Here is a 22,572-nt window from a genome sequence, read left to right as displayed (position 1 = left end):
CCCGCGTCATGCGCCAGCAGGGCTTGGCGCGGCGATCAATGCGTGGCGCAGGGCAGCCGCACTTGCGCATCCATCCCCAGCTTCACCCGGGCCAGGCTGATCGTCATCGCCCCGCCGGTTGACAGGATCAGCGGCGCGTCGACCGCATCCATCCGCGCCCCTGCCGTGCGCAGGCACTGCAGCGGAATGCCCAGCGTCGTCCAGGTGCCGCGCGGCAGCATGTCGAGCTTGCCCAGCGACAGGCTGGTGGCCTTTCCGGCGCTGTCGATCGCCAGGGTAACCGGCGCGGTGGGCGCCGCATCCACGCGGATCGTGGTCACCAGCATCATCTCGCCGTTGGTCTCGCGCGAGAGGTCTGCCGGGGCGTGGGTGGTGAGCGCCAGCGCCGCGGTGCCCTTGCTGCCGGAAAAGGCAAAGGTCCGCGCTCCTTCCTGCACCTGGTAATCGCTGGCGGTGATGGCCACGCCGCTATCGGCCACCGTGGCGGGCACGCTGGTGATCCGCGTCACCCCGCCGGTGCCGGCATTCTGGATTTCCAGTGACCAGCCTGGCGTGGGCACGCCTTTCTGGAAATACTCGGTCGTGCTGCCGGCGCTGTCGTCCACTCCCGATTGCTCGGGCAGGGGCACCCAGCGCGGCGCCTTGGCCTTGAGCGACAGACCATGGCCCAGCGGATAAAGCGTTGCCCCGCCCGGCACTGCGGTCATCGGCCAGCGGAACGGCAAGCGCCCGGTGAAATCGTGGGCCACGCTGCCATCGCTGCCGCGCAGCAGCACATCGGCCACGCCTTCGCCTTCCGATCCCGGCAACCACGCCACGACAAAGGCATCTGCCAGGTTGAGGAACGGGTTGGCATAGAGCGGCCGCCCGGTCAGCATCAACGCCACCACCGGCACGCCGGCGGCCTTGAGCTTGCGCATGGTTTCCAAGGGCGCGCGCAGATCGGGCTTGAGCTGCAGGCTGCGCAGATCGCCCTGGAATTCGGCATAGGGCGTTTCGCCAAAGACCACGATCGCCGCGTCGGGCTTTTGCCCGGCAAAGCTGCCATCGGGCGAAAGCGTGGCCTGCCCGCCTGCCGCGCGCACTGCTGTATCGATGCCCTGCCACAGCGTGGTGGCGCCGGGGAACAGCTTGGGATCAAGCCCGGTGCCTTGCCACGAAAGCGTCCACCCGCCCGATTGCCGGGCAATGTCGTTGGCGCCATCACCAGCGACCAGAATGCGCGCCTTGGGCGACAGCGGCAAAAGGCCGCCTTCGTTCTTGAGCAGCACCAGCGATTCCTGCACCGCCTGGCGGGCAACCGCGCGGTGGGGGGCGCTGCCCAGCAGATCGAACTGCCCGGCATAGGGGCGGGAAGACGGGCGCCCCGCGCTGAACAGGCCAGCGCGCATCTTGACGCGCAGCACCGCGCCCACGGCCTCGTCCAGTCGCGCCATCGGCACCGTGCCATCCTGCACTTGCGCGATAAGGCTGTGATAGAGCGCCTTCCAGCTATCGGGCGCCATGAGCATGTCTATCCCGGCGTTCACTGCCTGCGGGCACGAGGCGTTGCTGCACCCGGCCACCTGGCCATGCGCGTTCCAGTCGCTCACCACCAGGCCGGCAAAGCCCATGCGCTTCTTGAGCACGTCGGTCAGCAGGCTCTTGTTGCCGGTCATCTTCACACCGTGCCAACTGGAAAAGCTGGCCATGATCGACAGCACCCCGGCGTCGATCGCGCTGACATAGGGCTGGGCATGCACCTTGATCAGTGTTGCCTCGTCGACAACGGCATCGCCCTGGTCGCGCCCTTCGAACGTGCCACCATCGGCCAGGAAATGCTTGGCCGTGGCGATCACGTGCGGCCCGGCCAGCAGCGGGCCGGAATTGGGCTTGCCCTGCAGCCCTTCGATGAACGGCCGGGCATAGCTGGCCACCAACGCCGGATCTTCGGAATAGCCTTCAAAGGCGCGGCCCCAGCGGGTGTCCTGCGGCACGGTGATGGTCGGGGCAAAGGTCCAGTCGATGCCAGTCACGCGCACTTCGGTGGCGGTCACCGCCGCGATGCGTTGCAGCAGCGCGGGATCGTGCGTGGCGCCCAGTGCGGAATTGTGGGGAAACAGCGTGGCGCCCACGATGTTGCTGTGCCCGTGCACGGCATCGGTGCCCCACATCACCGGAATGGCCACGCCGCCATCGCGCTTGTCGACAGAGGCATCATAGAACGCGTCCGCCAGCTTGAGCCATTCGGGCGCCGGGGCATAGTCATTGCCGCCCGGCCCGGCATTGCCGCCATTGAGCACCGATCCCAGGTGATAGCGGTGCACGTCGTCGGGCGTGACGGTGGAAAGATCGGCCTGAAGGATCTGGCCAACCTTCTCCTCCAGCGTCATCCGCTTGATCAGCGCATCGATGCGGGCTTCCATCGCGGCATCCTGGCGCCAGGGCCAGCGGGCCTGGGGCCACAGCGCGGGGTGGGCCACGGCGCTGGCAGCGGCCGCTGGAAGGGCAGCCTCGCTCGGCGCAGTCTGCGCGCAGGCCGCGCCACCCCACGACAGGCCCAGGCCAAAGGCCAGTGCAGCCGCTGTCGACAGGTAAGTTGATAGGCGAAAACGATTTACAGGCATTCCGGGCATCCTTAATTAAAACAAGTTTAAATATTTTTTGGTTTTCACGAGGGGCTGTGCCAAAGTCGGGCATAACCGACAGGCTGATGCATGAAATTTGCGCGCAAATGCCCCGCTTTTCGCATTTGTTTCGCAGGCCGTGCGTGGCAATAGAAACACATGGGATCGAGGCACGATGAACAGGTTGAAACCGCCCCGGACGGCAACCCCACAGGGGCGGGCGGCATAATGGCCAGCGATCAGATCCGCCTGTCGGGCACGAACCTTGAGCGTGCGGCCGATCACAACCAGCGCGTCACGCTGCATGCCATCCGCGTCAACGGCCCGCTTACCCGCATCGATCTGGCCCGCATCACCGGGCTCACCCCGCCGGCGATCGCCAACATTACCAAGCGTCTGATGGCAGATGGCCTGATCGAGGATGCCGGCCAGCGGCGCGGCGGACGCGGCCAGCCCGCCACGCGCCTGGTGATCAACCGGTCGGCCTGCTATGCCATTGGCGTCAACATCGATCGCGATCACATCACGCTGGTCGTGGTGGATTTTGCCGGCGCGGTGGTTGCCGGCATTACCCAGGACATTGCCTTCCCGATGCCAGCCGATGTCCAGGCGCTCTATCGCGGATCGATCCGCCGCCTGCTGGACGAGGCCGGGGTCGAGCCGGCGCGGCTGGTTGGGCTGGGGGTGGCAAAGCCCGACGATTTCGGCCTGGTCGATCTGCCGGGCCGGCCTGCCGATTTCGCCTGCTGGGAAACTGCCGATATTGCCGACCTGTTTCGTGGCCCGTTCGAACTGCCGATCTTCGTTGAAAATGATGCTGCCGCGGCCGCGATGGGTGAACAGCAACTGGGCCACGGCCAGACGTGCTCCAGCTTTTTCTACATCCTGGTTTCGTCCGGGCTGGGCGGTGGCCTGGTCGTGGATGGCGCCTATTTTCGCGGCGCCAATGGCCGCAGCGGCGAAATCGGCTTCATGCTGGCGCGGCGGGAAGGACAGGCCCCGCACCCGGTGCAGGATCTCGTCTCGCTTTCGGGCGTGCGCCGTGCCCTTGGTGCGGTCGGCCTGACCGAGGCTGATCTGCGCGGCAACCCGGATGATCCTCGTCTCGCCAGTGCCATGGCTGCCTGGGTGGAAGGCGCCGCCGAAGAGTTGTGCGATCCCCTCATCGCGGTGAACTGCCTGATCAACCCGGCGGCGATTTTCGTCGGCGGCCGGTTGCCGGGGCGCTGGGTCGATGCGCTGGCCGATCGGCTGAATCAGCTGTTGCAGCGGCGTGGCGCGCATGTTCCGGCGCTGTCGCTGGTCCAGCGTGCCTGGCTGGCCGAAGATGCACCGGCGGTGGGCGCGGCGATCCTGCCGTTCAGCCATTTCCTGTTGCCCGCCGCGCGCGTGCTGTGGACGGCAGACGCCCAGGGCTGAGCTGCAGGGCGGCAAGGCTGCTGGCCGGGCGCAGGCCATCCATGGCGGCATCATCCTTGGTGCAAACGGGCGGGCGCGGGTTCAGGCGGCCAACGGGCCGGCCGGTGTGCCGCCGGTGATATGCGCAATGAAATCGCGGTGTGGCCGTGCCTCGGCCACGGCACCCGCCACGGTTTCACGCATGCGGCGCAGCGCCTCGCTGATCTCCGCATTGGTAAAGTGATCGGCCATGGGATCGTGTGCTGGGGGCAGCCAGTCGAACCCGGCGTACATCGACAGCCAACTGGGATCGAGAAAGCTTTCCCATTCATATCGCACCAGCCGCCCCCGTGCGCGGAACAGGCGCAGCTTGTGGGCCAGCATCTCGGGCACGTCCGCCTCACGCAGGCGGTCCCAGAACGGCTCGCCCACGCGCCGGTTGCCGAGGTAATGCAAGATCAGGAAATCGCGAATGCGGGCATATTCCAGCGTGGTGGCGCGGTTGAATTCGTCGGCCAGCGCCGGATCGAACGTGGCATCGGGAAAGAATTCTGCCAGGCGTTCGATCGCCGTCTGGATCAGGGTGATGCTGGTCGATTCCAACGGCTCCAGGAACCCCGCCGCCAAGCCCATGCCCACGCAGTTGCCCGCCCAGAACCGCTGGCGATGCCCGGCGCCAAAGCGGATGAGGTTGGGCTCGGCCAGGGCTTCACCTTCCAGGCGTGACAGCAGCTTGGCCGTGGCCTCGTCATCCGATAGCATCGCGCTCGAATAGACATAGCCATTGCCCACGCGATGCTGCAGCGGGATGCGCCATTGCCAGCCGGCCTCTTGCGCGGTGCTGACGGTATAGGGCCAATCGCGCGTGGCATCGGCGGCGCAGGGAATGGCCACCGCGCGGTCGCACGGCAACAGATCGGTCCAGTCGGTCCACCCCACGCCCAGCGCTTTGCCCAGCAGCAGTGAACGAAAGCCCGTGCAGTCGATGAACAGGTCGCCGGCAACGCTGCCGTGATCCTTTGTTACCAGATGCGCGATATGGCCGGTCTGCGCATCCAACGCCACGTCATTGATCACGTCATCGATGTGGCGCACGCCCTGCGCCAGCGCGCGATCGCGCAACGTCGCGGCAAAGCGGATGGCGTCGAAGTGTACCGCCCAATCAAACACCGCCAGGTCATTCACCGGCTTGTCAGGCGGCAGCATGAACGCGCCGCGCTGCGCGAGCGCGCTGCACAGGCTGTACGCCGCAAGGTCGGTCGGCTCGCCGGCATGCTGCAGCTTGAGCCAGTATTGGTGAAACGGCACCCCGCGTGAGGGCACGCCATAGAGCCCGAACGGATGGAAGAAGCGGCTGCCGGGTTGGGCCCAATCGCGAAACTCGATGCCCAGTTTCACCGTGCCGCCAGTGGCGCGCAGCACGTCGATATCTTCGACGCCGATCGCACGGAAATAGTCGCGGATGCCCGGCACCGTGGCTTCGCCCACGCCCACCGTGCCGATCGCGCTGGATTCCACCACGGTGATGGCCACGCCTTGCCGCGCCAGCCGGCCGGAAAAATAGCAGGCAGCCATCCAGCCCGCCGTGCCGCCGCCGGCGATCACGATCTGGCGGATGGGCTTGGCGTGCTGGGCGGCTGGCATGTCGGTCATGGCAACACTCGTGTGGTTGAAACGAAAAGACCCGCCGCCCAGGGGAGAAGTTGGACGGCGGGTCAGTCAGGAGGCTCGTGAAAAGATCCTCTTTGGTTCGATAGACTTAGAACTTGGTACGGGCGCCGATCAGGAAGCGGCGTTCGTAGATGTTGTTGAAGGCCTTCTGGTCGGGGAACGCGAGGTAATAGCGCTCGTGTTCACCGGTCAGGTTGGAGCCCTGGGCATAGATCGTCAGACGCTTGTTGATATCATACGAAACCGACGCGTCGACATAGTTGGTCGGGGCCTGCATCAGCGTGAGGCCGTCGATGCCGGCAAAGTTCGTCTGCTCCACGCGGGCCGAGCGATAGTTCCACGCCACGCGGGCCTGGAGACCATACTTTTCGAACCACAGCGCCGCGTTGACTTGGTGCTTGGAGTTATCCTGGAACGGCAGCTTGGCCCCGTTCAGGTTGGTGCCCCCGGCGTTGGAATCAGACAGCGTGTAGTTGAGATCGACGCCAAAGCCGCTGAGCACGCCGGGCAGGAAATCGAACCCAAGCTTGGCCCCGGCTTCGATGCCCTGCAGATAGCCGCCGCGACCCTGCACCTGCGAGTTGATGAACACGGTGCTGCGCACCACGCCGTCAAGATCGGGCAGGTCCGTCCGCTTGACCGAGTCCGTCTTCACAAAGCTGGCGATATCAATGCGATAAAGGCCAAAGTTGATCAGGCTGGTACGGTTCAGGTAATATTCGAACGACACTTCATAGTTGGTCGACCGCCAGGGATCGAGCATCGGGTTGCCGTTGGAATTGCCGCCCGACACGCGGAAGATCGGCGGGTTGAACGTGGTATCGATCGCATAGTTGAGATCGAGGCCACCGCCCCACTGTGCAAGATCAAGCAGCGTCATGTTCTTGGAGAACGCAGCGCGCACGCGGAACTTTTCGGTCACGTCGAGCGAGGCGTTGAGCGCCGGCAGCCAGTCGGTGAACGAACGGTGGGTATAGATATCGCCCACGTCGGCAGCCGGAAGACCATAGGGCTGGCCCGGACCCGAGATGTTCTGGCGCACGTTGAAGGTGGTGTTGATCACGCGCAGGCCGGCGTTGGCACGCAGCGCCATGCCACCGATTTCGGTGTTCCAGTTGAGCTGGCCATAGGCCGACTTCTGGTGGAGCTTGATCGAATAGGACCGGCCCGGAATGACGAATTCCTTGTTGCCGGGATAGAAGCTGTTCTGGAACGAGGCGGCATCGTCCATCGCGTGCGGATCGAGCACGTAGAACGCGCCGACGCCCCCGGCCGGCACGGTGTACTGCTTGAGGTACTTGGAGATCGTCGCGTCGTTGCCCAGGCGCGTCAGGCCCGCGGTATAGAAACCGTTGGCATCGCCCGCCGAACAGCTGCTGCTGTTCATCTGAACGTCGAACGCCTTCCACTTGACGTAGCAACCGTTGGGATCGGATGCGCCCTGACCGGCATAGAACGGCGCGGCACGATCGAAGTAATAGGCTTCTGCACCACGCTCGCCATAGCGCGCACCGAAATCGAACGACACATCGGGCGAAAATTCATAGCTGGCGTCAAAGCGCGCCACCTTGAGATCCGAATTCGACCGGTAGTTGTTTTCCGAAGACGTGGTCTTGAAGCCGTAGGCAGCCGGATTCCCCAGGTTGCTGGCCAGCGCGTTCGGCAGGGTGAAATTGGGCATTTCGCCGCGATAGTCGATCGAGGCGGGCAGGGTGTTGTAGGTGTAGCCCAGCGGGTTGAACGTGCGATCGCCGCCCAGCGCGGCCGGATAGTGGCCCACGCCATTGAACCACTGCTTGCCGTTCGACAGGCTCAGCTGGAAATAGCTGTCGTCGAAGTTCTTGTGCGCCTTGCCATAAAGCCCGCGCAGCGTCGCCTTGAACGGCCCGCTGTTATAGCGCAGTTCAAGGTTGAGGTTGATCGAGTCAGACTTGGTTCGGCCGGTTTCGGAATAGCTGTCAAAGTTCTGCAGCGTGTAGTTGTACTGGTCGACGACGTTGAAGTTGTAGCCGTTGATCTTGACACCGGTATCGCGCGAGTGGCCCGGCACGAAATCGGCCGCCTGCCAGTTCACCGCCTGGAACTGGAAACCAGCGGTGCGATCATACTGCGTCTGCTTGGTGTAGAACCCGTCGGCAACCAGGTCGAGCTTGTCGTTCAGATGCGCCTGGAACGAGCCGTTAAGGCCGAAGCGCTCACGCGTGGTGATGCGGTTCCAGCCGGTGTGGGCCTGGGGCGAGAAATAGGTATCGTTGGCATCGCCATCGCCGTTCACGTCCACGCCGGTGAGCAGGCCGTTGTTGTAGATCGAGGTGCCGCGATTGGGATCGTCAAAGCGGAAGCCGCCGTAGCCGGTGGCATCGCCAATCGATTCATTGGCGAGGCGGCCGCCGTAATCGCGCTGGATGCCCGAATACGAGTTGGACAGATCGACCTTGGCATAGGATGCCGAAACCAGGAAGCCGACGTCATCGTTGCGCCAGGCGAGCAGGCCATTGACCTGCGGGTTCCACTTCTTGGCCTTGTCGCCATAGGAACCTTCGACAGCCGCAGCGCCCGAAAGGCCCGACTTGAAATCGAACGGACGGCGCGTGAGCAGGTCGATCGTGCCGCTGATGCCCGAAGCGAGCAGCGTGCCAGTGGGCGACTTGATGACGTTCGCGCCCGAAAACAGCTGCGACGGGATGTCGGTGAAGTTGGGCTGGACCGACGTGATCGAGTTCGCGCCGAGATAGGCTTCGCCGTTGAGCAGCGTCTGCACCTGGGGCAGGCCGCGCACGTTCACGCTGGCACCTTCGCCGGCGTCGCGGCGGATCTGCACGCCCGGAATGCGCTGAAGCGAGTCGGAAATCGTCACGTCGGGCAGCTTGCCGATATCCTGCGCGGAAATGGCATCGACCACGCTGGCGCTGTTGCGCTTCACGTCGATCGCGCGGGCGACCGAGGCGCGAATGCCGGTAACGATAATCGCCTGTTCGGGCGTTCCGGCAGCGCTGTCAGTGGTAGGATTTTCAGCGGTCTGGGCCGTGGCAAGGACCGGGTTTGCCAGTGCGATGGCCGATACCGCGTAACGCAGCACGCGGGAACGAGACGCAAACGATCGCATCGAAATGTCCTCTCCTGAAGATTGTAGGTCTTGCCTACGATTAAACAATTTTGTTTTATCAAATTGCCCGTGAATGCTCTTTGCGTCAAACGTTTTCTGAACGTTACCAAAACGCCTTTCAAAAAATCCAATTTCGCCAGTTATTTGAAGGCGCATGGTGATGGCTTCTCGACAACGCGGTTGCAGCAATGCCGTGGCGACGAGCAGGGCGGCCAGGCCATGCCGCACACGAAAAAACCCCCGGAATCACTTCCGGGGGTGATGGGCCGTTACGCCAGCGTCGCGGAATTCAGATCAGGGCGTCGATGATTCCGGCCAGGGCCACGTCACGCGTCGAAATGCCGCCCGCGTCGTGCGTGGTCAGCCAGATGTCCACCCGGTTGTAGACATTGCTCCATTCCGGGTGATGGTCCATCCGCTCGGCGGCAAAGCCGACTTGCACCATGAATGCCATAGCCGCAGGAAAATCGGGCATGACGACCCGGCGGTACAGTGCGGCGCGCGCCCGGTCATGCTGCCAGTGCGGCAACAGCACCAGGGCTTGTGCCAGTTCGGCTTCTCCAAGGGCGGCGATGGATTTGGTTTCGGGCATGGCGTTCCTTCAGGCAGCGGGCATGCGCCGGGCATAGGCCTGCGTGCCGTGGTGCAATACCCGATCCTGCGGGATCACCGCGTCGGGGGCAAGCGTGGGCAGATCGGCGACAGCGGCATAGAGCGGCGCGAAATCGGTGTTGCGCGTCTGGTCGAGCAGATCGGCAAAGCTGTCGATTACGAAATAGCTCTGCTGATAGGTATCGATGCGATAGTCCGTGCGCAGCAGGCGGGACAGATCGAAACCCAGTCGGTTGGGCGAGGGGTCATCCAGCGCGAACACGCTTTCCCCATGCGAGGACACGATCCCCGCGCCATAGATGCGAAGCCCGTGCGGCGTGCGCAACAGCCCGAATTCCACGGTATACCAATAGAGCCGTGCCAGGTTGACGAGGGCGTCCATGCCCTGCGCCCGCAGCCCGCCTTGGCCATAGGCCTGCATGTAATCGGCAAAGACCGGATCAGCGAGCAGCGGCACATGGCCAAAGACATCGTGGAATACGTCGGGTTCGGACAGGTAGTCCAGCTGATCGGGCCGGCGGATGAAGCGCCCGGCCACGAAGCGGCGGTTGGCGAGGTGATCGAAGAATACCGCATCGGGAACCAGCCCCGGCACGGCCACCACTTCCCAGCCCGTGGCCTGATAGAGCCGCTCTGACAGTTCGGCAAAATCGGGAATGCCGGGGCGTGACAGGCGCAGGATGTCCAGCCCGGCCAGGAATTCCGGCGCCGCGCGATCGTGCAGCATTTCCACCTGGCGGCGGAACAGGGTGTCCCACGTGGCATGGTCGGCCGGCGTGTAGCTGGCCCAGTCCTGCGGCACTGTCCAATCGGCGGCAGCACCAGGGGGCGGCGTGAGGGGAAGATCGCTGGCCATCCGCGCAGTGTGTCGCAGGCGATCTGGAAAGTCGTTTCAGAATGCGAGGTCGATCGCCCGAGGGTGAATGATCTGTATCGTTTTGTGCCATGATGCTGGTATGAATGGTTCACGATTTTCGCGGCAATGCACAAATTGCCTTTTGATTCGCTGCTTCCCTCTGTCGTTCGCAACCCCATGAGAGACGTCATGACCGTCCCCCTTGCCCTTGACGCTCTCGATCGCCGCCTGCTTCAGGCCGTGCAACGCCAGGCCGATCTCAGCCACGCCGCCCTGGCCGAGGCGGTGGGAACCTCGCCCGCATCGTGCTGGCGCCGGCTCAAGGCGCTGGAAGAGGCCGGGGTGCTGGGGCCCGCAGTACGCCTGCTCGATCCAGCTGCGCTGGGGCTGGCGCTCGATGCCGTCTGCCAGGTGCGGATGAAGGCCCATGACGCACAGGCCCGTGGCAGTTTCGAGCAATTCGTGCTGGATCGCGATGAAGTGCTCGAATGCCTGTCGATGTCGGGCGAATGGGACTATCAGCTGCGCATCGTGGTGCGCGATATGGCGCAATACGAGCATTTCCTGATGCATGCCCTGCTGCGCCACCCGGCGGTGGCCACGTCCGCCTCGCACTTTGCGCTCAAGCGGATCAAGGCCACCACGCAATTGCCGGTTTAGCCGCCGTAGGTGCCGATCACGCCATAGAGTTCTGGCCGGCGATCGCGGAACAGGCCCCAGCCGGCACGCTGCGGGGCAATTTCGTCCAGGTCGAAGCTGGCGGTGATCACCGCCTCACCCTGGCGCGGGGCCTGGGCTACCACGGCGCCGAACTGGTCGGCGATGAAGGACGAGCCGTAGAAGGTGATGTCACCGTCCTGGTTCGTTTCAAAGCCAACCCGGTTTGACGCGATGACGGGCACCATGTTGGCGCCGGCATGCCCCTGCATCACACGCTGCCAGTGTGGCTGGCTGTCATAGCCGGGGAAGGCCGGCTCGCTGCCGATCGCTGTTGGGTAAAGGATCAGTTCGGCGCCTTGCAAGGCCAGAGCGCGCGCGCATTCGGGAAACCACTGGTCCCAGCAGATGCCGGCGCCGATGCGGCCGAAGGCGGTGTCCCACACCTGGAACCCGGTATCGCCCGGGGCAAAGAAGTACTTTTCGCGATAGCCTGGCCCCTGGGGAATGTGGCTCTTGCGATATAGCCCCAGTTCGGTGCCATCGGCATCGATCATCGCCAGGGTGTTGAAGTGCGCCGCGCCAACGCTTTCGAAAAAGCTGATCGGCAGCACCACGCCCAGCTCGGCCGCCAGATCGGCAAAGCGGGCGATCACCGGGTTGCCGGCCCAGGGGCGGGCCAGCGCGAAGTGATCGGGCCGTTCGTCGGCGCAGAAGTAGGGCGCTTCGAACAGTTCCTGCAGCAGGACGACCTGGGCGCCCTGCGCAGCCGCCTCGCGCACCAGCATTTCGGCGCGATCGAGATTGGCGGCAAGATCCCAGGTGCAGGCAAACTGGGTGGCGGCAACGGTCACTGGGCGCATGGCTGGGCTCCATCGGGCAGGAAATGCGGTGCGGGCTGGTGCTGGGTGATGCAGTGGATCGAGCCGCCGCCATAGGGCAGGGCCGGCAACACCAGCTGAACCACGGCACGATCGGGAAATGCGGCGGCCACGGCAGCGCGCGCCGCTTCGTCTTGCGGCACGCCATGGCCGGGCATGATCACCGCGCCATTGGCAATGTAGAAGTTGACATAAGAAGGCTGGTGCCGGGCATCGCGCGGATCGATCGTGGGCGCGGCGGGAAGATCGATGATCGCAAAGGGCCGCCCCCGCGCGTCGCGCTGCGCCAACAGAGCGGCGCGGTTGGCCGCCAGCGTCTCGGCGCGGGCACCGCTGGCCGTCGCCGGATCTTCCATCATCACCACGCCGGGCCGTACGACGGCCGCCAGGCAATCGACATGGCCATCGGTTTCCACTTCGGCCGCGTCGCCCGGCAACCACACGATCTTTTCCGCACCCAGCGCGGCGAGCAGTTCCGCCTCGACCTGGGCACGGGTGAGCCCCAGATTGCGGTTGGCGTGCAGCAGGCAGCTTTCGGTGGTGATCACCGTGCCTTCGCCGTCAGACAGGATCGCGCCCCCTTCGGCAGTCAGGGGACAGGTGACCAGCGGCAGGCCAAGTTGCTCGGCCATCCGGCGCTTGAGCGCGGCATCGGCGGCATAGGGGTGGTATTTGCGCCCCCAGGCGTTGAACGCCCAGTTGACCACGGCGAGGCCGCCCTTGCTGCCCCGCACGAACGTCGGCCCGGAATCGCGCATCCAGCTGTCATCGATCGGCGCGATGAATGGCGTGACGGCATCGCCGCACTGTTCGCGCACGGCCGTAACGTCCTGCTCGCGGCACACCATATGCACCGGTTCGAAGCGGGCGATGGCACGCGCCACCGTGGCAAAATCTGCTTGGGCGGCGGCGAGGCGATCGCCCCACAACGCGGTCCGTACCGGCCAGGCCATCCAGCACGCGCTGTGCTGCTCGGTTTCCGCTGGCATGAGGAATTTTTGCGAAAGATAGGGCGACAGGTCCAGCCGCATGGGATTTGCCTTTTGCCAATGATGCATGCCCCTGCCTTAATCGGGCGGGCGTGGCTGATCATGGCTTGTGGTTCCCGGCTTGCCAAACGCGACCTTTTCACGCTTTTGATGAAAAGCGTTCACCTGACCTCACGCGCCGAGCCATTCACGCAGCAAAGCGGGCGATCGCGGCCAGTTCGGCATCGTCCAGCCCGCGCTGGTGCAACTCGCCGATCAGCGTGCCATCGGGCAGCCGGCCGGCGCGGGTGGCGCAGGCAAAGCGGCGCACGGCCTCCAGGCGTGGATCGGCCAGCGGCATCGGGGCATTGTCGCCGAACAGGCGGGTCATCCAGCGTTGCAGGCGGGTTTTGGCGTGATCGGGCATGGCCGGGGCGCGGCAACCGATCGTGTCGGCATCGTGCGCGCCAACGTGGGCGGCCAGCCAATCCTGGCGAGAAAGCGCGGGGGTGACAGTGGCGGGAACCATGGCAAGACCTCTTGCAAAACGGGGGATGGGGAAGGGCAGCCGCTCAGGCAGCCAGGACAGTGGCTACCGTGGCACCCTGCGTCAGCGTCTTGTGCACCGGGCAGCGGTTGGCGATGCCGAGCAACTCGTCACGAACCGCTGGTTCCAGCGAGGGGTCAAGCGTGATGGCGCGGGAAAACTGGTCGGGCGGGGTCTGCCCGGCAACGCGGGCATGGGTGACCACGGTGTGGACTGCGCCAATGTCCCAGCCCTTGCGCCCGGCATAAAAGCGCAGGGTCATCGTGGTGCAGGTGGCCAGCGCGGCGCACAGCAGATCATAGGGTGTCGGGCCAGTGCCCAATCCGCCCAGCGCCACCGGTTCATCGGCCAGGATATCGTCCTGCCCTTCGCGCCCGCCGATCGCCAGGCGAGACTGGAACGTGCCCGCGCCGGTGCTGGTGGCGCTGGCATGGGGCACATGGGCGGGGGTGTTGGCTTGGGTCATGGCCGTGAACCTTTCGATCGGCGCGCCTGGGAGGATGGGGGCGGCCGCCGCGCCTTGCGGCCGCCCCGTTGGTCAATTGCCGGCGTCAGGCCATCACAGCGTGTCGACCAGCACGATTTCGCTGTCTTCCAGCGCCGAGATGGTGATCGTGTCGACATCGGCAATGGCCAGGCCATCGCGCGCGTCGGCCGTCACGCCGTTCACCGTGATCTTGCCGGTGGCCGGCACCAGATAGCCCTTGCGCTCTGCGCCCAGGACATAGTCCACGCTCTGCCCGGCCAGCAGCGTTGCGGCCACCAGGCGCGCTTCGGTGCGGATCGGCAGCGCGTCCTTGTCTTCGGCATAGCCGCTGGCCAGGACCACCAGCTCGCCCGAGCGTTCGGCCTTGGGAAACTGGCGTGCACCCCAGCTCGGCTGCTCACCCTGGCGGGTGGGCATGATCCAGATCTGGAAGATGCGGGTGGTTTCGTCTTCCAGGTTGTATTCGGCATGGGTGATCCCGGTGCCTGCGCTCATCACCTGCACGTCGCCAGCGGCGGTGCGGCCCTGGTTGCCCAGGTTGTCGCGATGGGTGATCGCGCCTTCGCGCACATAGGTGATGATTTCCATGTCGCGGTGGGGATGGGGCGGAAAGCCGCTCTTGGCCGCGATGGTATCATCGTTCCACACGCGCAGGTTGCCCCACGCCATCCGCGTCGGTTCATAGTAGTCGGCGAAAGAGAAGTGGTGGGCTGCATCGAGCCAGCCGTGGTTGGCGCGGCCGATGCCAGAAAAGGGGCGCAGTTCGATCATGGCTTGTCTCCAGTGGCTGGCGGCGTTCGGTGCCGTTCAGCCGTTGGGGCCAAACTAGGCTTTCTCACTTGCAAAGAAATGGCAATGATGGAAAAGCATCGGTGAAGGAAATTTCATAATGTCTTTGCCTGATCTCGAAGCCTGGGCGATCTTTGCCAAAGTGGTCGATACCGGTTCGTTCGCCGCGGCCGCCGATGCCCTGGGCTTGTCCAAGCCCACGGTGTCCAAGGCGGTGACCCGGCTGGAAGCGCGGCTGGGCGTGCCGCTGCTCCACCGCACCAGCCGCCGCCTGGCGCTGACCGAAAGCGGGCGCGGCGTGCTCGATCGGGCGCGGCGCATCCTGGCCGATGGCGAAGCGGCCGAGGCGCAAGCAGGTGCGGAAGGCGATGTGCCGCGCGGTCTGGTGCGCCTGGCCGTGCCCATGGGCTTTGGCCTGCGCCATGTCGCACCGCTCTTGCCGCAATTCCTGGAGGCTTACCCGCACGTGGGCCTCGATCTCGATCTGTCGGACGCGCGGGTCGATGTCGTGGGCGGCGGGCACGACGTGGTGCTGCGCATTGCCGGGCTGGATGATAGCTCGCTACGGGCGCGGCGGCTGTGTGCGGTGCGCCGGCCGCTGGTCGCGGCGCCGTCCTATCTTGCGGCGCATGGCACGCCCACCCATCCGCGCGATCTGTCGCGGCATGTCGGGCTGCTCTACACCAATCTCGATGCGCCGGAATCCTGGCGCTTCCACCACGCGGTGGAAGGGGATTATGTCGTGACGGTCAAGGGCCGGCTTGGCGCCAACAATGCCGATGCGCTGGCGCCGGCGCTGCTGGCAGGCCAAGGGCTGGCGCTGCAACCCGATTTCATGGTGTGGGAAGACATGGCCGCCGGCCGCCTGGTCGAGGTAATGCCGGAATGGCGCATCCCTGATATCGCGCTGCATCTCGTAACGCCGCCGGGCAGCCAGCGCCCGGCACGGGTGCGCGTGCTGATCGATTTCCTCGCCCGCCACCTTTCGCGTGCGCCGTGGTCGGTCGGTCAGGTGGCAACGGCGCCCGTGCCGCCCGCCCAGTGAAGGATCGCGGCGGTCAGCGCTTCTGCGGCCAGGTTGTGGCCACCCGGCGCGATCACGGCAAATTCGATTGCCGGTAGCTCGGGCAAGGTGCCGGGCGGGCGCAGCGGCGCCAGCCCTTGCGGCACCAGGCGCAGCGAGTGCGGCATCACGCCAAGCCCGGCCCGCGCCGCCGCGGTCAGCCCGCTCAACGAGCCGCTGGTAAACGCCACGCGCCAGGGTGCGCGCACGCGATCCAGCGTATCGAGCGCCAGCGCGCGGGTCACGCTGGGCGGCGGATAGAGCAGCAGCGGCACGGCGTCGCCCGGATCGAGCCGGAAATCGGGCGAGGCGACCCAGCCGACCGTCTCGCGCCAGGCGGTCACCCCACGCCGCTCGCCGGAGCGCTTCTTCACGAACATGATGTCCAGCCCGCCAGCATCGAACTGGTCATAGAGCGTTTCGCTCAGCGCCACGGTCAATGCCACGTCGACATCGGGATGGCGCCGCGAAAACTGCGCCAAGACATCGGGCAGGGCCGACAGCACGAAATCCTCGCACGCACCAAAGCGCAATTGGCCGCGAAGGCGCAGGCCGGACAGGTGGGCATCCATCCGGCCATGGGCATCGAGCACGCGGCGGGCATGGTCGAGAAACGCTTCCCCTTCGGCCGAGAGCGCCACGCGATGCGTGTCGCGCGCCAGAAGACGCCGCCCGGCCAGTTCCTCCAGCCGGCGGATCTGCTGGCTCACCGTGGATTGCCGCGTGCCCAGCGTCCGGGCTGCACCGGTAAAGCTGCCGCATTCGGCGACGGTGACAAACGCGCGCAGCAGGTCAGGTCCGATCATCGGGCCATCATGCCACAGTATCGCCTGCTATCAAGATGGTGAATGACTGTTATCGCGATGATCATGATTGTGCATGGCCACGCAGAGCCCTAGGTGCAGGCTGACATTTTTGGCAAGGACACGCCGCCCATGGGCAAGCTGCGCACTCTGATCGATCCCTATCTGCTGCTGCTGATCGGCACGATCGCGATTGCGGCGGTGTTTCCTGCGCATGGCGCCGGGGTCGCCGTGGCCGATGTGGCGGTGACCGCTGCTGTTGCGCTGCTGTTCTTTCTCTATGGCGCGCGGCTGGCGCCCCAGGCGGTGTGGCAGGGCATGGCCCATTGGCGGCTGCAGGCGCTGGTCTTCGCCAGCACCTTCGCGCTGTTTCCGCTGATCGGGCTTGGCGTCGTCCACCTCATCGGCGGGCTGGTCGCGCCCGATATTGCCGTGGGCCTGCTGTTCCTGTGCGTGCTGCCGTCGACCGTGCAATCGTCGATCGCCTTCACCTCGATCGCGCGGGGCAATGTGCCGGCGGCGCTGTGCAGTGCGTCGCTGTCCAACCTCGTCGGCGTGGCGCTCACCCCGGTGCTCACCGCGCTGCTGCTGCCCACCTCGGCCAGCGGCGGCTTTTCCGCCCATTCGCTGGAAACCATCGCCATGCAGATCCTGCTGCCCTTCGTGGCCGGGCAGGTGGCGCGGCCGTTCATCGGCGATTGGCTGGCCAGCCACAAGAGGATCGTCAGCTATGTCGATCGCGGGTCGATCCTGCTGGTGGTCTATGCCGCGTTCAGCGCAGGCATGGTGGCGGGTGTGTGGACCCGTCTGGCTCCGGTCGACCTGCTGATCGTGCTGGTGCTCGATCTGCTGATCCTGGCACTGGTCATTGTCGCCACCACGCTTGCCAGCCGCAAGCTGGGCTTCAACACCGAAGACGAGATTACCATCGTGTTCTGCGGATCGAAGAAGAGCATGGCGAGCGGCATCCCTATGGCGACGATCCTGTTCGCCGGCCACGCCGTCAGCCTCATTGTCCTGCCGCTGATGCTATTCCACCAGGCGCAGCTGTTCGTCTGCGCCACCCTGGCGCGGCGCTATGCCGCCCGGCCGGAAAGCTGATCATTGGCGGTCTGATCCAGTGGGTCGAGCACCAGCAACAGCCGCCGCTGCCCCGTGCCAGCGATCGGCGGAGAGCGGTGAAGCACTGCCGGCTCTGCCGCCGCCAGCCGCCCCTTGAACAGGCCAACGTGGCCCGGCTGTAGCTGCTGCACCGGGCCGTGGGGCGGCGCATCGGCCATGATCCACTGCGTGCCGGGGCCAACCAGCGGCAGCAGCAACCGCACGCTGACATAGTCCATGTGAAAGCGGCGGCAGGCATCGGTTTCCACCACATCAAGGCGCAGCCGCAGGCGCGGGCTTTGCGTGATCGCGGCAAAACTGCGCAGCTGCCGCACAATGTCGCTGGCCAGTGCACTAGTGGCCGGTTGCATAGGAAATCCGGCGGCATGCAACTGCTTGCCCACCGCATGTGCCTGAAACGGTGTATCGATCCAGCAGTCGATATCGGCAATCGTGGCAAGGTCGATCCCGTCTAGCCAGGCCAGCGCTGCCGGGCGGGGCCGCTGCCACAGGGCGAGCTGCACCGCGGGCTGGTGAATCTGTGCCAGCACCGCTTCGCATGGAGCGCAGGCGATGGCGGGATGGCGGGGCAGGGAGGTGGTCATGGCATCTCGTTAAATGTAATGTGATACCATTACATTGACGCCAAAGCGTGCCACGGTCAAGCCAGGCGGTCTTTACGGAATCCTTATGCCCTGCGCGCACCGCGCCGTGGAACCTTAACGGCCACAAGGCCCACATCGACGCCATCTCACAGCCAAGGAGCTGATCATGGACTATCGATCTGTGGGGCCGCGCGGACGCGATATGGGGTTGCGCCTCGCAGGGCTGGCCGCGTTGGCCGCCGTCCCCTTGCTTGCCCGGGGCCTGGCCCAGGTTGAACACGCGGAAAACGGCCATCCCGGCCCGCTGGCGCTGCTCGTCGCGCTGCTGATCGTGGCCGCGCTCTGGGCCGGGCTGGGCCTGGGCATCGGCGGGGCTGGCCTGTTCCGGTTGCAGCCGCGCCCGCCGCGCGCCTGGCTGCCCGTGTCGCGAAAGGATCGCGCATAATGACTGATCTAGTCTGGCTGGCCATCCTTGCCGGCCTGTTCGGTATCACGCTCGCCGCCGTTGCCCTGTGCGACAAGGCCTGAAGCTTTGGCTCCGGCACCACGGGGCCTGAGGAACACTCCGATGACCATTCCCGAAATGCTCGCTGCGCTCGTCGCGGCGGGCCTGCTTGTCTATCTCGTGGCCGTGCTTCTGCGGCCCGAACGTTTCTGATGGGGGCCGTGCAATGACATCTGCCACCCTTGCGTCGGGCTTTGGCCTGATCCTGGTATTCACCGCGCTGGTCGCCCTGATGGCCAAGCCATTCGGCCTCTGGCTGTTTGCCGTCTATGAAGGCCGCACCACGCCGCTGCACCGCGTGCTCGGCCCGGTCGAGCGCGCCTTCTACCGTGTCGCCGGCATCAACCCGAACCAGGAGCAGGACTGGCGGCAATATGCCGTGCACCTGATGCTGTTCCAGGTCGTCACGGTGATCTTTACCTACGCCGTGCTGCGGCTGCAGGGCAGCTTGCCGATGAACCCGCGCGGCCTTGCCGGCCTGTCGCCCGACGGGGCGATGAACACCGCGATTGCCTTCGTCACCAACACCAACTGGCAGTGGTATGCCGGTGAAACGGTGCTGTCGAACCTGTCGCAGATGCTTGGCCTCACCATTCACAACTTCCTCTCGGCAGCCACCGGCATCGCCGTGGCCTTTGCCCTGTTCCGTGGCTTTGCCCGCGCCGAAACGCGCCACTTGGGCAACTTCTGGGCCGATCTCACCCGCGTGACGCTCTATGTCCTGCTGCCGGCGTGCATCGTCTATGCACTCTATCTGGTGGCCAGCGGCGTGCCGCAGACCTTTGCCAGCCTGATTGATGCCAAGACGCTGGAAGGCGCGCACCAGGCCATCGTGGTGGGTCCGGTCGCCTCGCAGGAAGCGATCAAGATGCTCGGCACCAACGGTGGCGGCTTCTACAATGCCAACTCGGCCCATCCCTTTGAAAACCCCACCGCGCTGGTCGATTTCGTCCAGATGCTGTCGATCTTCGCGCTGGGCGCCGGGCTGACCTACACGTTCGGCAAGGCCGTGGGCAACACGCGCCAGGGCTGGGCGATCCTGTGGGCCATGCTGCTGCTGTTCGTGGCCGGTGCCTCGTTCGCGTGGTGGCGTGAAGCTGCCGGCAACCCGATGCTGCATCACCTGGGCGTGATGGGCGCCAATATGGAAGGCAAGGAAGTGCGCTTTGGCGCGGCGGCCAGCGCGCTGTTCGCGGCCGTGACCACGGCAGCTTCGTGCGGGGCGGTCAACGCCATGCACGACAGTTTCACTGCGCTCGGTGGCCTGGTTCCGCTGTTCAACATGCAACTGGGTGAAATCGTCATCGGTGGCGTGGGTTCGGGCATCTATGGCTTCCTGCTCTTTGCCGTGCTCGCGGTGTTCCTCGCCGGGCTCATGGTGGGCCGCACCCCGGAATACGTGGGCAAGAAGGTGGAAGCGCGCGAGGTGAAGCTGGCGGTGCTCGCCATTGTCATCCTGCCGCTGTGCATCCTGGGGCTTACTGCGGTGGCCGTGGTGCTGCCGGCGGGCCTTGCCGGGCCGCTGGCCAAGGGGCCGCATGGCTTTTCCGAAATCCTTTATGCCTTCACTTCGGCCACGGCCAACAACGGTTCGGCCTTTGCCGGGCTGACTGCCGGCACCCCGTTCTACAACGGCCTGCTGGGCGTGGCGATGTGGCTTGGCCGCTTCCTGGTCGTGATCCCGGTGCTGGCGATTGCCGGCAGCCTTGCCAGCCGCAAGCACACGCCGGCCGGGCCGGGTTCGTTCCCGACCACGGGTGGCCTGTGGATTGGCCTGCTGGTCGCCACGATCCTGATCGTCGGTGGCCTTACCTTCCTGCCTTCGCTCGCGCTTGGCCCGGTGGCCGATCATCTCACCGGCGCTGCCGGCCTGCTTTACTGAGGATACCTGCCGTGTCCCAACCTACCTCGATGTTTTCGGCCGAACTGGTCGTACCGGCGCTGGGTGGCGCGCTGCGCAAGCTGCATCCCGCCCAGCTGGTGCGCAACCCCGTGCTGTTCACCACCGCCGTCGTCGCGCTGCTGCTTACCGTGCTGCTCTTCGTGGGTCACACCGGCCTGTCGCTGGGCTTTCAGATCCAGCTGATCGTCTGGCTGTGGCTGACAGTGCTGTTCGGCACCTTTGCCGAAAGCCTGGCCGAAGGGCGCGGCCGCGCCCAGGCCGCCTCGCTGCGCGCCACGCGGTCAGACCTGGTGGCCCGCCTGCCCGATGGCAGCAAGGTTTCGGCCGCCACCCTCCAAAAGGGCGCGGTCGTCATGGTCGCCGCTGGCGAGCTGATCCCCGCCGATGGTGAAGTCATCGCCGGCGTCGCCTCGGTCAACGAAGCGGCCATCACCGGCGAAAGCGCGCCGGTGATCCGCGAAGCCGGTGGCGACCGTTCGGCCGTCACCGCCGGCACCCGCGTGCTCTCTGACGAGATCACCGTGCGGGTGACGCAGGAAGCCGGGCAGGGCTTTCTCGATCGCATGATCGCCCTGGTCGAAGGCGCCCAGCGCCAGAAGACCCCGAACGAGATCGCGCTCACCATCCTGCTCGTCGGCCTCACGATCATCTTCCTGATCGCGGTCGCCACCATTCCGGCATTTGCCCGCTATGCCGGGGGCCAGATCCCCGTGGCGGTGCTGGCCGCGCTGCTGATCACCCTGATCCCGACGACGATCGCCGCACTGCTTTCGGCCATCGGCATCGCCGGGATGGACCGCCTGGTGCAGTTCAACGTGCTCGCCAAGTCGGGCCGCGCGGTGGAAGCGGCCGGCGATATCGACGTGCTGCTGCTCGACAAGACCGGCACGATCACTGTTGGCGATCGCCAGGCCAGCAACTTCCTGCCCCTGACGGGCACGGCGCCGGCCACCCTGGCGCGCGCTGCGCTTATGGCCAGCCTGGCCGATGAAACGCCCGAAGGCCGCTCGATCCTGCGCCTGGCGCAGGAGGCGCACAGCCTTGAAGTGCCGGAAGTGCCCGCCGGTGCCGAAGTCATTCCGTTTACCGCCCAGACCCGCATTTCCGGCCTTGATAACAACGGCCACGTCGTGACCAAAGGCGCAGTCGATGCAATCCTGCGCAGCGTTCCCGATGCCGCCCGTGGCACGGCGGCTGCCGAGCTGCGCCGCATTGCCGAAGACGTCGCGCGCCAGGGGCAGACCCCCCTGGCGGTTGCTGAAAACGGCACGCTGCTGGGGATCGTCGCGCTCAAGGACGTGATCAAGGCCGGCATCCGCGAACGCTTTGCCGAACTGCGCAAGATGGGCATCCGCACCGTGATGATCACGGGTGACAATCCGCTAACCGCCGCTGCCATTGCCGCTGAATCCGGCGTCGACGATTTCCTGGCCGAGGCAACGCCCGAAGACAAGCTGGCGCTGATCCGGCGCGAGCAGCAGGGCGGCCGCCTGGTGGCGATGTGCGGCGATGGCACCAACGATGCGCCCGCCCTGGCCCAGGCCGACGTGGGCGTGGCGATGAACACCGGCACCCAGGCTGCGCGCGAAGCGGGCAACATGGTTGACCTTGACAGCGATCCGACCAAGCTGATCGAGATCGTCGGGCTGGGCAAGCAGTTGCTGATGACGCGCGGCGCACTCACCACGTTCTCGGTGGCGAATGACGTGGCCAAGTACTTCGCCATTATCCCGGCGATGTTCCTGGTGCTCTATCCGCAGCTCTCGGTGCTCAACGTGATGCACCTTGCCACCCCGCAAAGCGCGATCCTGTCGGCGATCATGTTCAACGCCCTGATCATTCCTGCGCTGGTGCCGCTGGCGCTCAAGGGCGTGCGCTATCGCCCGGTGGGGGCTGGCGCGCTCCTGGCCCGCAATCTCGCGGTCTTTGGCGTGGGTGGGCTCATCGCGCCGTTCGTCGGAATCAAGGCGATCGATATGCTCGTCGCCGCTCTGCATCTTGCCTAAGGGATTTC

Annotated in this window: 21 protein-coding genes; 9 read left to right on the top strand and 12 right to left on the bottom strand. The window is 65.5% G+C overall.

The features are described 5' to 3' along the window. Positions 1-35 precede the first annotated feature (35 nt). Complete coding sequence (locus SCA01S_RS07645) at positions 36-2,606, bottom strand: glycoside hydrolase family 3 protein (protein ID WP_157088890.1); 2,571 nt, start codon at positions 2,604-2,606, stop codon at positions 36-38. Positions 2,607-2,834: 228 nt separating this feature from the next. Here SCA01S_RS07645 and SCA01S_RS07640 point away from each other — a divergent pair, with 228 nt between their 5' ends. Further along, positions 2,835-4,025 carry an ROK family transcriptional regulator gene (locus tag SCA01S_RS07640; protein WP_107716300.1) on the top strand — a complete coding sequence of 397 codons (1,191 nt, stop codon included), beginning with the start codon at positions 2,835-2,837 and terminating at the stop codon, positions 4,023-4,025. An 81-nt stretch (positions 4,026-4,106) separates the two neighbouring features. Here the strand turns inward: SCA01S_RS07640 and SCA01S_RS07635 are convergent, their stop codons facing one another. Beyond that, positions 4,107-5,657 carry a tryptophan halogenase family protein gene (locus SCA01S_RS07635; RefSeq protein ID WP_084390844.1) on the bottom strand — a complete coding sequence of 517 codons (1,551 nt, stop codon included), beginning with the start codon at positions 5,655-5,657 and terminating at the stop codon, positions 4,107-4,109. A 106-nt stretch (positions 5,658-5,763) separates the two neighbouring features. Next, positions 5,764-8,781: a TonB-dependent receptor gene (locus SCA01S_RS07630; RefSeq protein ID WP_062784496.1), complete on the bottom strand. Its 3,018-nt coding sequence runs from the start codon at positions 8,779-8,781 to the stop codon at positions 5,764-5,766. 30 nt (positions 8,782-8,811) lie between these two features. Here SCA01S_RS07630 and SCA01S_RS22135 point away from each other — a divergent pair, with 30 nt between their 5' ends. Further along, a complete protein-coding gene (locus SCA01S_RS22135; protein WP_157088889.1) occupies positions 8,812-9,090 on the top strand; it encodes a hypothetical protein in 279 nt (92 codons plus the stop codon). Here the strand turns inward: SCA01S_RS22135 and SCA01S_RS07625 are convergent. Next, complete coding sequence (locus SCA01S_RS07625; RefSeq protein ID WP_062784494.1) at positions 9,071-9,373, bottom strand: 4a-hydroxytetrahydrobiopterin dehydratase; 303 nt, start codon at positions 9,371-9,373, stop codon at positions 9,071-9,073. The genes SCA01S_RS22135 and SCA01S_RS07625 overlap by 20 nt on opposite strands. A 9-nt stretch (positions 9,374-9,382) precedes the next feature. Further along, entirely contained in the window at positions 9,383-10,249 is an 867-nt protein-coding gene (gene phhA, locus SCA01S_RS07620; RefSeq protein WP_022675349.1) for a phenylalanine 4-monooxygenase, read from the bottom strand. Positions 10,250-10,438: 189 nt separating this feature from the next. Between phhA and SCA01S_RS07615 the strand changes: the two genes are divergently transcribed. Further along, positions 10,439-10,909, top strand: coding sequence for an Lrp/AsnC family transcriptional regulator (locus tag SCA01S_RS07615; RefSeq protein ID WP_062784492.1), 471 nt, complete (start codon positions 10,439-10,441; stop codon positions 10,907-10,909). On the opposite strand, the gene aguB is transcribed toward SCA01S_RS07615, so the two are convergent. From aguB to SCA01S_RS07590, 5 genes are all read right to left on the bottom strand, one after another. Continuing rightward, positions 10,906-11,769 carry an N-carbamoylputrescine amidase gene (gene aguB / locus SCA01S_RS07610; protein ID WP_062784490.1) on the bottom strand — a complete coding sequence of 288 codons (864 nt, stop codon included), beginning with the start codon at positions 11,767-11,769 and terminating at the stop codon, positions 10,906-10,908. The genes SCA01S_RS07615 and aguB overlap by 4 nt on opposite strands. Further along, on the bottom strand, positions 11,757-12,818 hold the full coding sequence (locus SCA01S_RS07605; protein WP_216655926.1) for an agmatine deiminase family protein: 1,062 nt from the start codon (positions 12,816-12,818) through the stop codon (positions 11,757-11,759). The genes aguB and SCA01S_RS07605 overlap by 13 nt, the downstream gene beginning before the upstream one ends. A gap of 145 nt (positions 12,819-12,963) precedes the next feature. Continuing rightward, on the bottom strand, positions 12,964-13,284 hold the full coding sequence (locus SCA01S_RS07600) for a hypothetical protein (RefSeq protein ID WP_022675353.1): 321 nt from the start codon (positions 13,282-13,284) through the stop codon (positions 12,964-12,966). Positions 13,285-13,327: 43 nt separating this feature from the next. After that, positions 13,328-13,768 (bottom strand): OsmC family protein, encoded by a 441-nt coding sequence (locus SCA01S_RS07595; RefSeq protein ID WP_062784488.1) that lies wholly within the window; start codon positions 13,766-13,768, stop codon positions 13,328-13,330. Positions 13,769-13,861: 93 nt separating this feature from the next. After that, positions 13,862-14,560, bottom strand: coding sequence for a pirin family protein (locus SCA01S_RS07590; RefSeq protein ID WP_022675355.1), 699 nt, complete (start codon positions 14,558-14,560; stop codon positions 13,862-13,864). 118 nt (positions 14,561-14,678) lie between these two features. Here SCA01S_RS07590 and SCA01S_RS07585 point away from each other — a divergent pair, with 118 nt between their 5' ends. Then, positions 14,679-15,623: a LysR family transcriptional regulator gene (locus tag SCA01S_RS07585; RefSeq protein ID WP_062784486.1), complete on the top strand. Its 945-nt coding sequence runs from the start codon at positions 14,679-14,681 to the stop codon at positions 15,621-15,623. On the opposite strand, the gene SCA01S_RS07580 is transcribed toward SCA01S_RS07585, so the two are convergent. Further along, positions 15,587-16,447, bottom strand: a complete 861-nt coding sequence (locus tag SCA01S_RS07580; protein WP_054131159.1) for a LysR substrate-binding domain-containing protein — start codon at positions 16,445-16,447, stop codon at positions 15,587-15,589. The genes SCA01S_RS07585 and SCA01S_RS07580 overlap by 37 nt on opposite strands. Positions 16,448-16,576: 129 nt before the next feature. Between SCA01S_RS07580 and SCA01S_RS07575 the strand changes: the two genes are divergently transcribed. Further along, a complete protein-coding gene (locus SCA01S_RS07575; protein ID WP_054131270.1) occupies positions 16,577-17,545 on the top strand; it encodes a bile acid:sodium symporter family protein in 969 nt (322 codons plus the stop codon). On the opposite strand, the gene SCA01S_RS07570 is transcribed toward SCA01S_RS07575, so the two are convergent. Continuing rightward, entirely contained in the window at positions 17,521-18,150 is a 630-nt protein-coding gene (locus SCA01S_RS07570; protein ID WP_062784484.1) for a DUF1826 domain-containing protein, read from the bottom strand. The genes SCA01S_RS07575 and SCA01S_RS07570 overlap by 25 nt on opposite strands. A gap of 166 nt (positions 18,151-18,316) precedes the next feature. On the opposite strand from SCA01S_RS07570, the gene SCA01S_RS07565 reads away from it, so the two are divergent. The 4 genes from SCA01S_RS07565 (at position 18,317) to kdpB (ending at position 22,564) form a co-directional block, all read left to right on the top strand. Continuing rightward, on the top strand, positions 18,317-18,595 hold the full coding sequence (locus SCA01S_RS07565; RefSeq protein ID WP_157088888.1) for a hypothetical protein: 279 nt from the start codon (positions 18,317-18,319) through the stop codon (positions 18,593-18,595). A 123-nt stretch (positions 18,596-18,718) separates the two neighbouring features. Continuing rightward, entirely contained in the window at positions 18,719-18,808 is a 90-nt protein-coding gene (gene kdpF, locus SCA01S_RS07560; protein ID WP_022675158.1) for a K(+)-transporting ATPase subunit F, read from the top strand. 13 nt (positions 18,809-18,821) lie between these two features. After that, on the top strand, positions 18,822-20,537 hold the full coding sequence (kdpA, locus tag SCA01S_RS07555; RefSeq protein WP_062784480.1) for a potassium-transporting ATPase subunit KdpA: 1,716 nt from the start codon (positions 18,822-18,824) through the stop codon (positions 20,535-20,537). A 29-nt stretch (positions 20,538-20,566) separates the two neighbouring features. After that, positions 20,567-22,564 carry a potassium-transporting ATPase subunit KdpB gene (gene kdpB / locus SCA01S_RS07550; protein ID WP_062784478.1) on the top strand — a complete coding sequence of 666 codons (1,998 nt, stop codon included), beginning with the start codon at positions 20,567-20,569 and terminating at the stop codon, positions 22,562-22,564. The last annotated feature ends 8 nt before the right edge of the window (positions 22,565-22,572 follow it).

It is taken from the genome of Novosphingobium capsulatum NBRC 12533 (assembly GCF_001598375.1).
GTDB lineage: Bacteria > Pseudomonadota > Alphaproteobacteria > Sphingomonadales > Sphingomonadaceae > Novosphingobium > Novosphingobium capsulatum.
This window is presented reverse-complemented; position numbering and strand designations above follow the sequence as displayed.

Bases quoted from the DNA above. Each gene is read 5' to 3' on its own strand.
- SCA01S_RS07645 (WP_157088890.1), bottom strand. From the start codon at position 2,606: ATGCCTGTAAATCGTTTTCGCCTATCAACTTACCTGTCGACAGCGGCT.
- SCA01S_RS07640 (WP_107716300.1), top strand. From the start codon at position 2,835: ATGGCCAGCGATCAGATCCGCCTGTCGGGCACGAACCTTGAGCGTGCG.
- SCA01S_RS07635 (WP_084390844.1), bottom strand. From the start codon at position 5,657: ATGACCGACATGCCAGCCGCCCAGCACGCCAAGCCCATCCGCCAGATC.
- SCA01S_RS07630 (WP_062784496.1), bottom strand. From the start codon at position 8,781: ATGCGATCGTTTGCGTCTCGTTCCCGCGTGCTGCGTTACGCGGTATCG.
- SCA01S_RS07625 (WP_062784494.1), bottom strand. From the start codon at position 9,373: ATGCCCGAAACCAAATCCATCGCCGCCCTTGGAGAAGCCGAACTGGCA.
- phhA (WP_022675349.1), bottom strand. From the start codon at position 10,249: ATGGCCAGCGATCTTCCCCTCACGCCGCCCCCTGGTGCTGCCGCCGAT.
- SCA01S_RS07615 (WP_062784492.1), top strand. From the start codon at position 10,439: ATGACCGTCCCCCTTGCCCTTGACGCTCTCGATCGCCGCCTGCTTCAG.
- aguB (WP_062784490.1), bottom strand. From the start codon at position 11,769: ATGCGCCCAGTGACCGTTGCCGCCACCCAGTTTGCCTGCACCTGGGAT.
- SCA01S_RS07605 (WP_216655926.1), bottom strand. From the start codon at position 12,818: ATGCGGCTGGACCTGTCGCCCTATCTTTCGCAAAAATTCCTCATGCCA.
- SCA01S_RS07600 (WP_022675353.1), bottom strand. From the start codon at position 13,284: ATGGTTCCCGCCACTGTCACCCCCGCGCTTTCTCGCCAGGATTGGCTG.
- SCA01S_RS07595 (WP_062784488.1), bottom strand. From the start codon at position 13,768: ATGACCCAAGCCAACACCCCCGCCCATGTGCCCCATGCCAGCGCCACC.
- SCA01S_RS07590 (WP_022675355.1), bottom strand. From the start codon at position 14,560: ATGATCGAACTGCGCCCCTTTTCTGGCATCGGCCGCGCCAACCACGGC.
- SCA01S_RS07585 (WP_062784486.1), top strand. From the start codon at position 14,679: ATGTCTTTGCCTGATCTCGAAGCCTGGGCGATCTTTGCCAAAGTGGTC.
- SCA01S_RS07580 (WP_054131159.1), bottom strand. From the start codon at position 16,447: ATGATCGGACCTGACCTGCTGCGCGCGTTTGTCACCGTCGCCGAATGC.
- SCA01S_RS07575 (WP_054131270.1), top strand. From the start codon at position 16,577: ATGGGCAAGCTGCGCACTCTGATCGATCCCTATCTGCTGCTGCTGATC.
- SCA01S_RS07570 (WP_062784484.1), bottom strand. From the start codon at position 18,150: ATGACCACCTCCCTGCCCCGCCATCCCGCCATCGCCTGCGCTCCATGC.
- SCA01S_RS07565 (WP_157088888.1), top strand. From the start codon at position 18,317: ATGGACTATCGATCTGTGGGGCCGCGCGGACGCGATATGGGGTTGCGC.
- kdpF (WP_022675158.1), top strand. From the start codon at position 18,719: ATGACCATTCCCGAAATGCTCGCTGCGCTCGTCGCGGCGGGCCTGCTT.
- kdpA (WP_062784480.1), top strand. From the start codon at position 18,822: ATGACATCTGCCACCCTTGCGTCGGGCTTTGGCCTGATCCTGGTATTC.
- kdpB (WP_062784478.1), top strand. From the start codon at position 20,567: ATGTTTTCGGCCGAACTGGTCGTACCGGCGCTGGGTGGCGCGCTGCGC.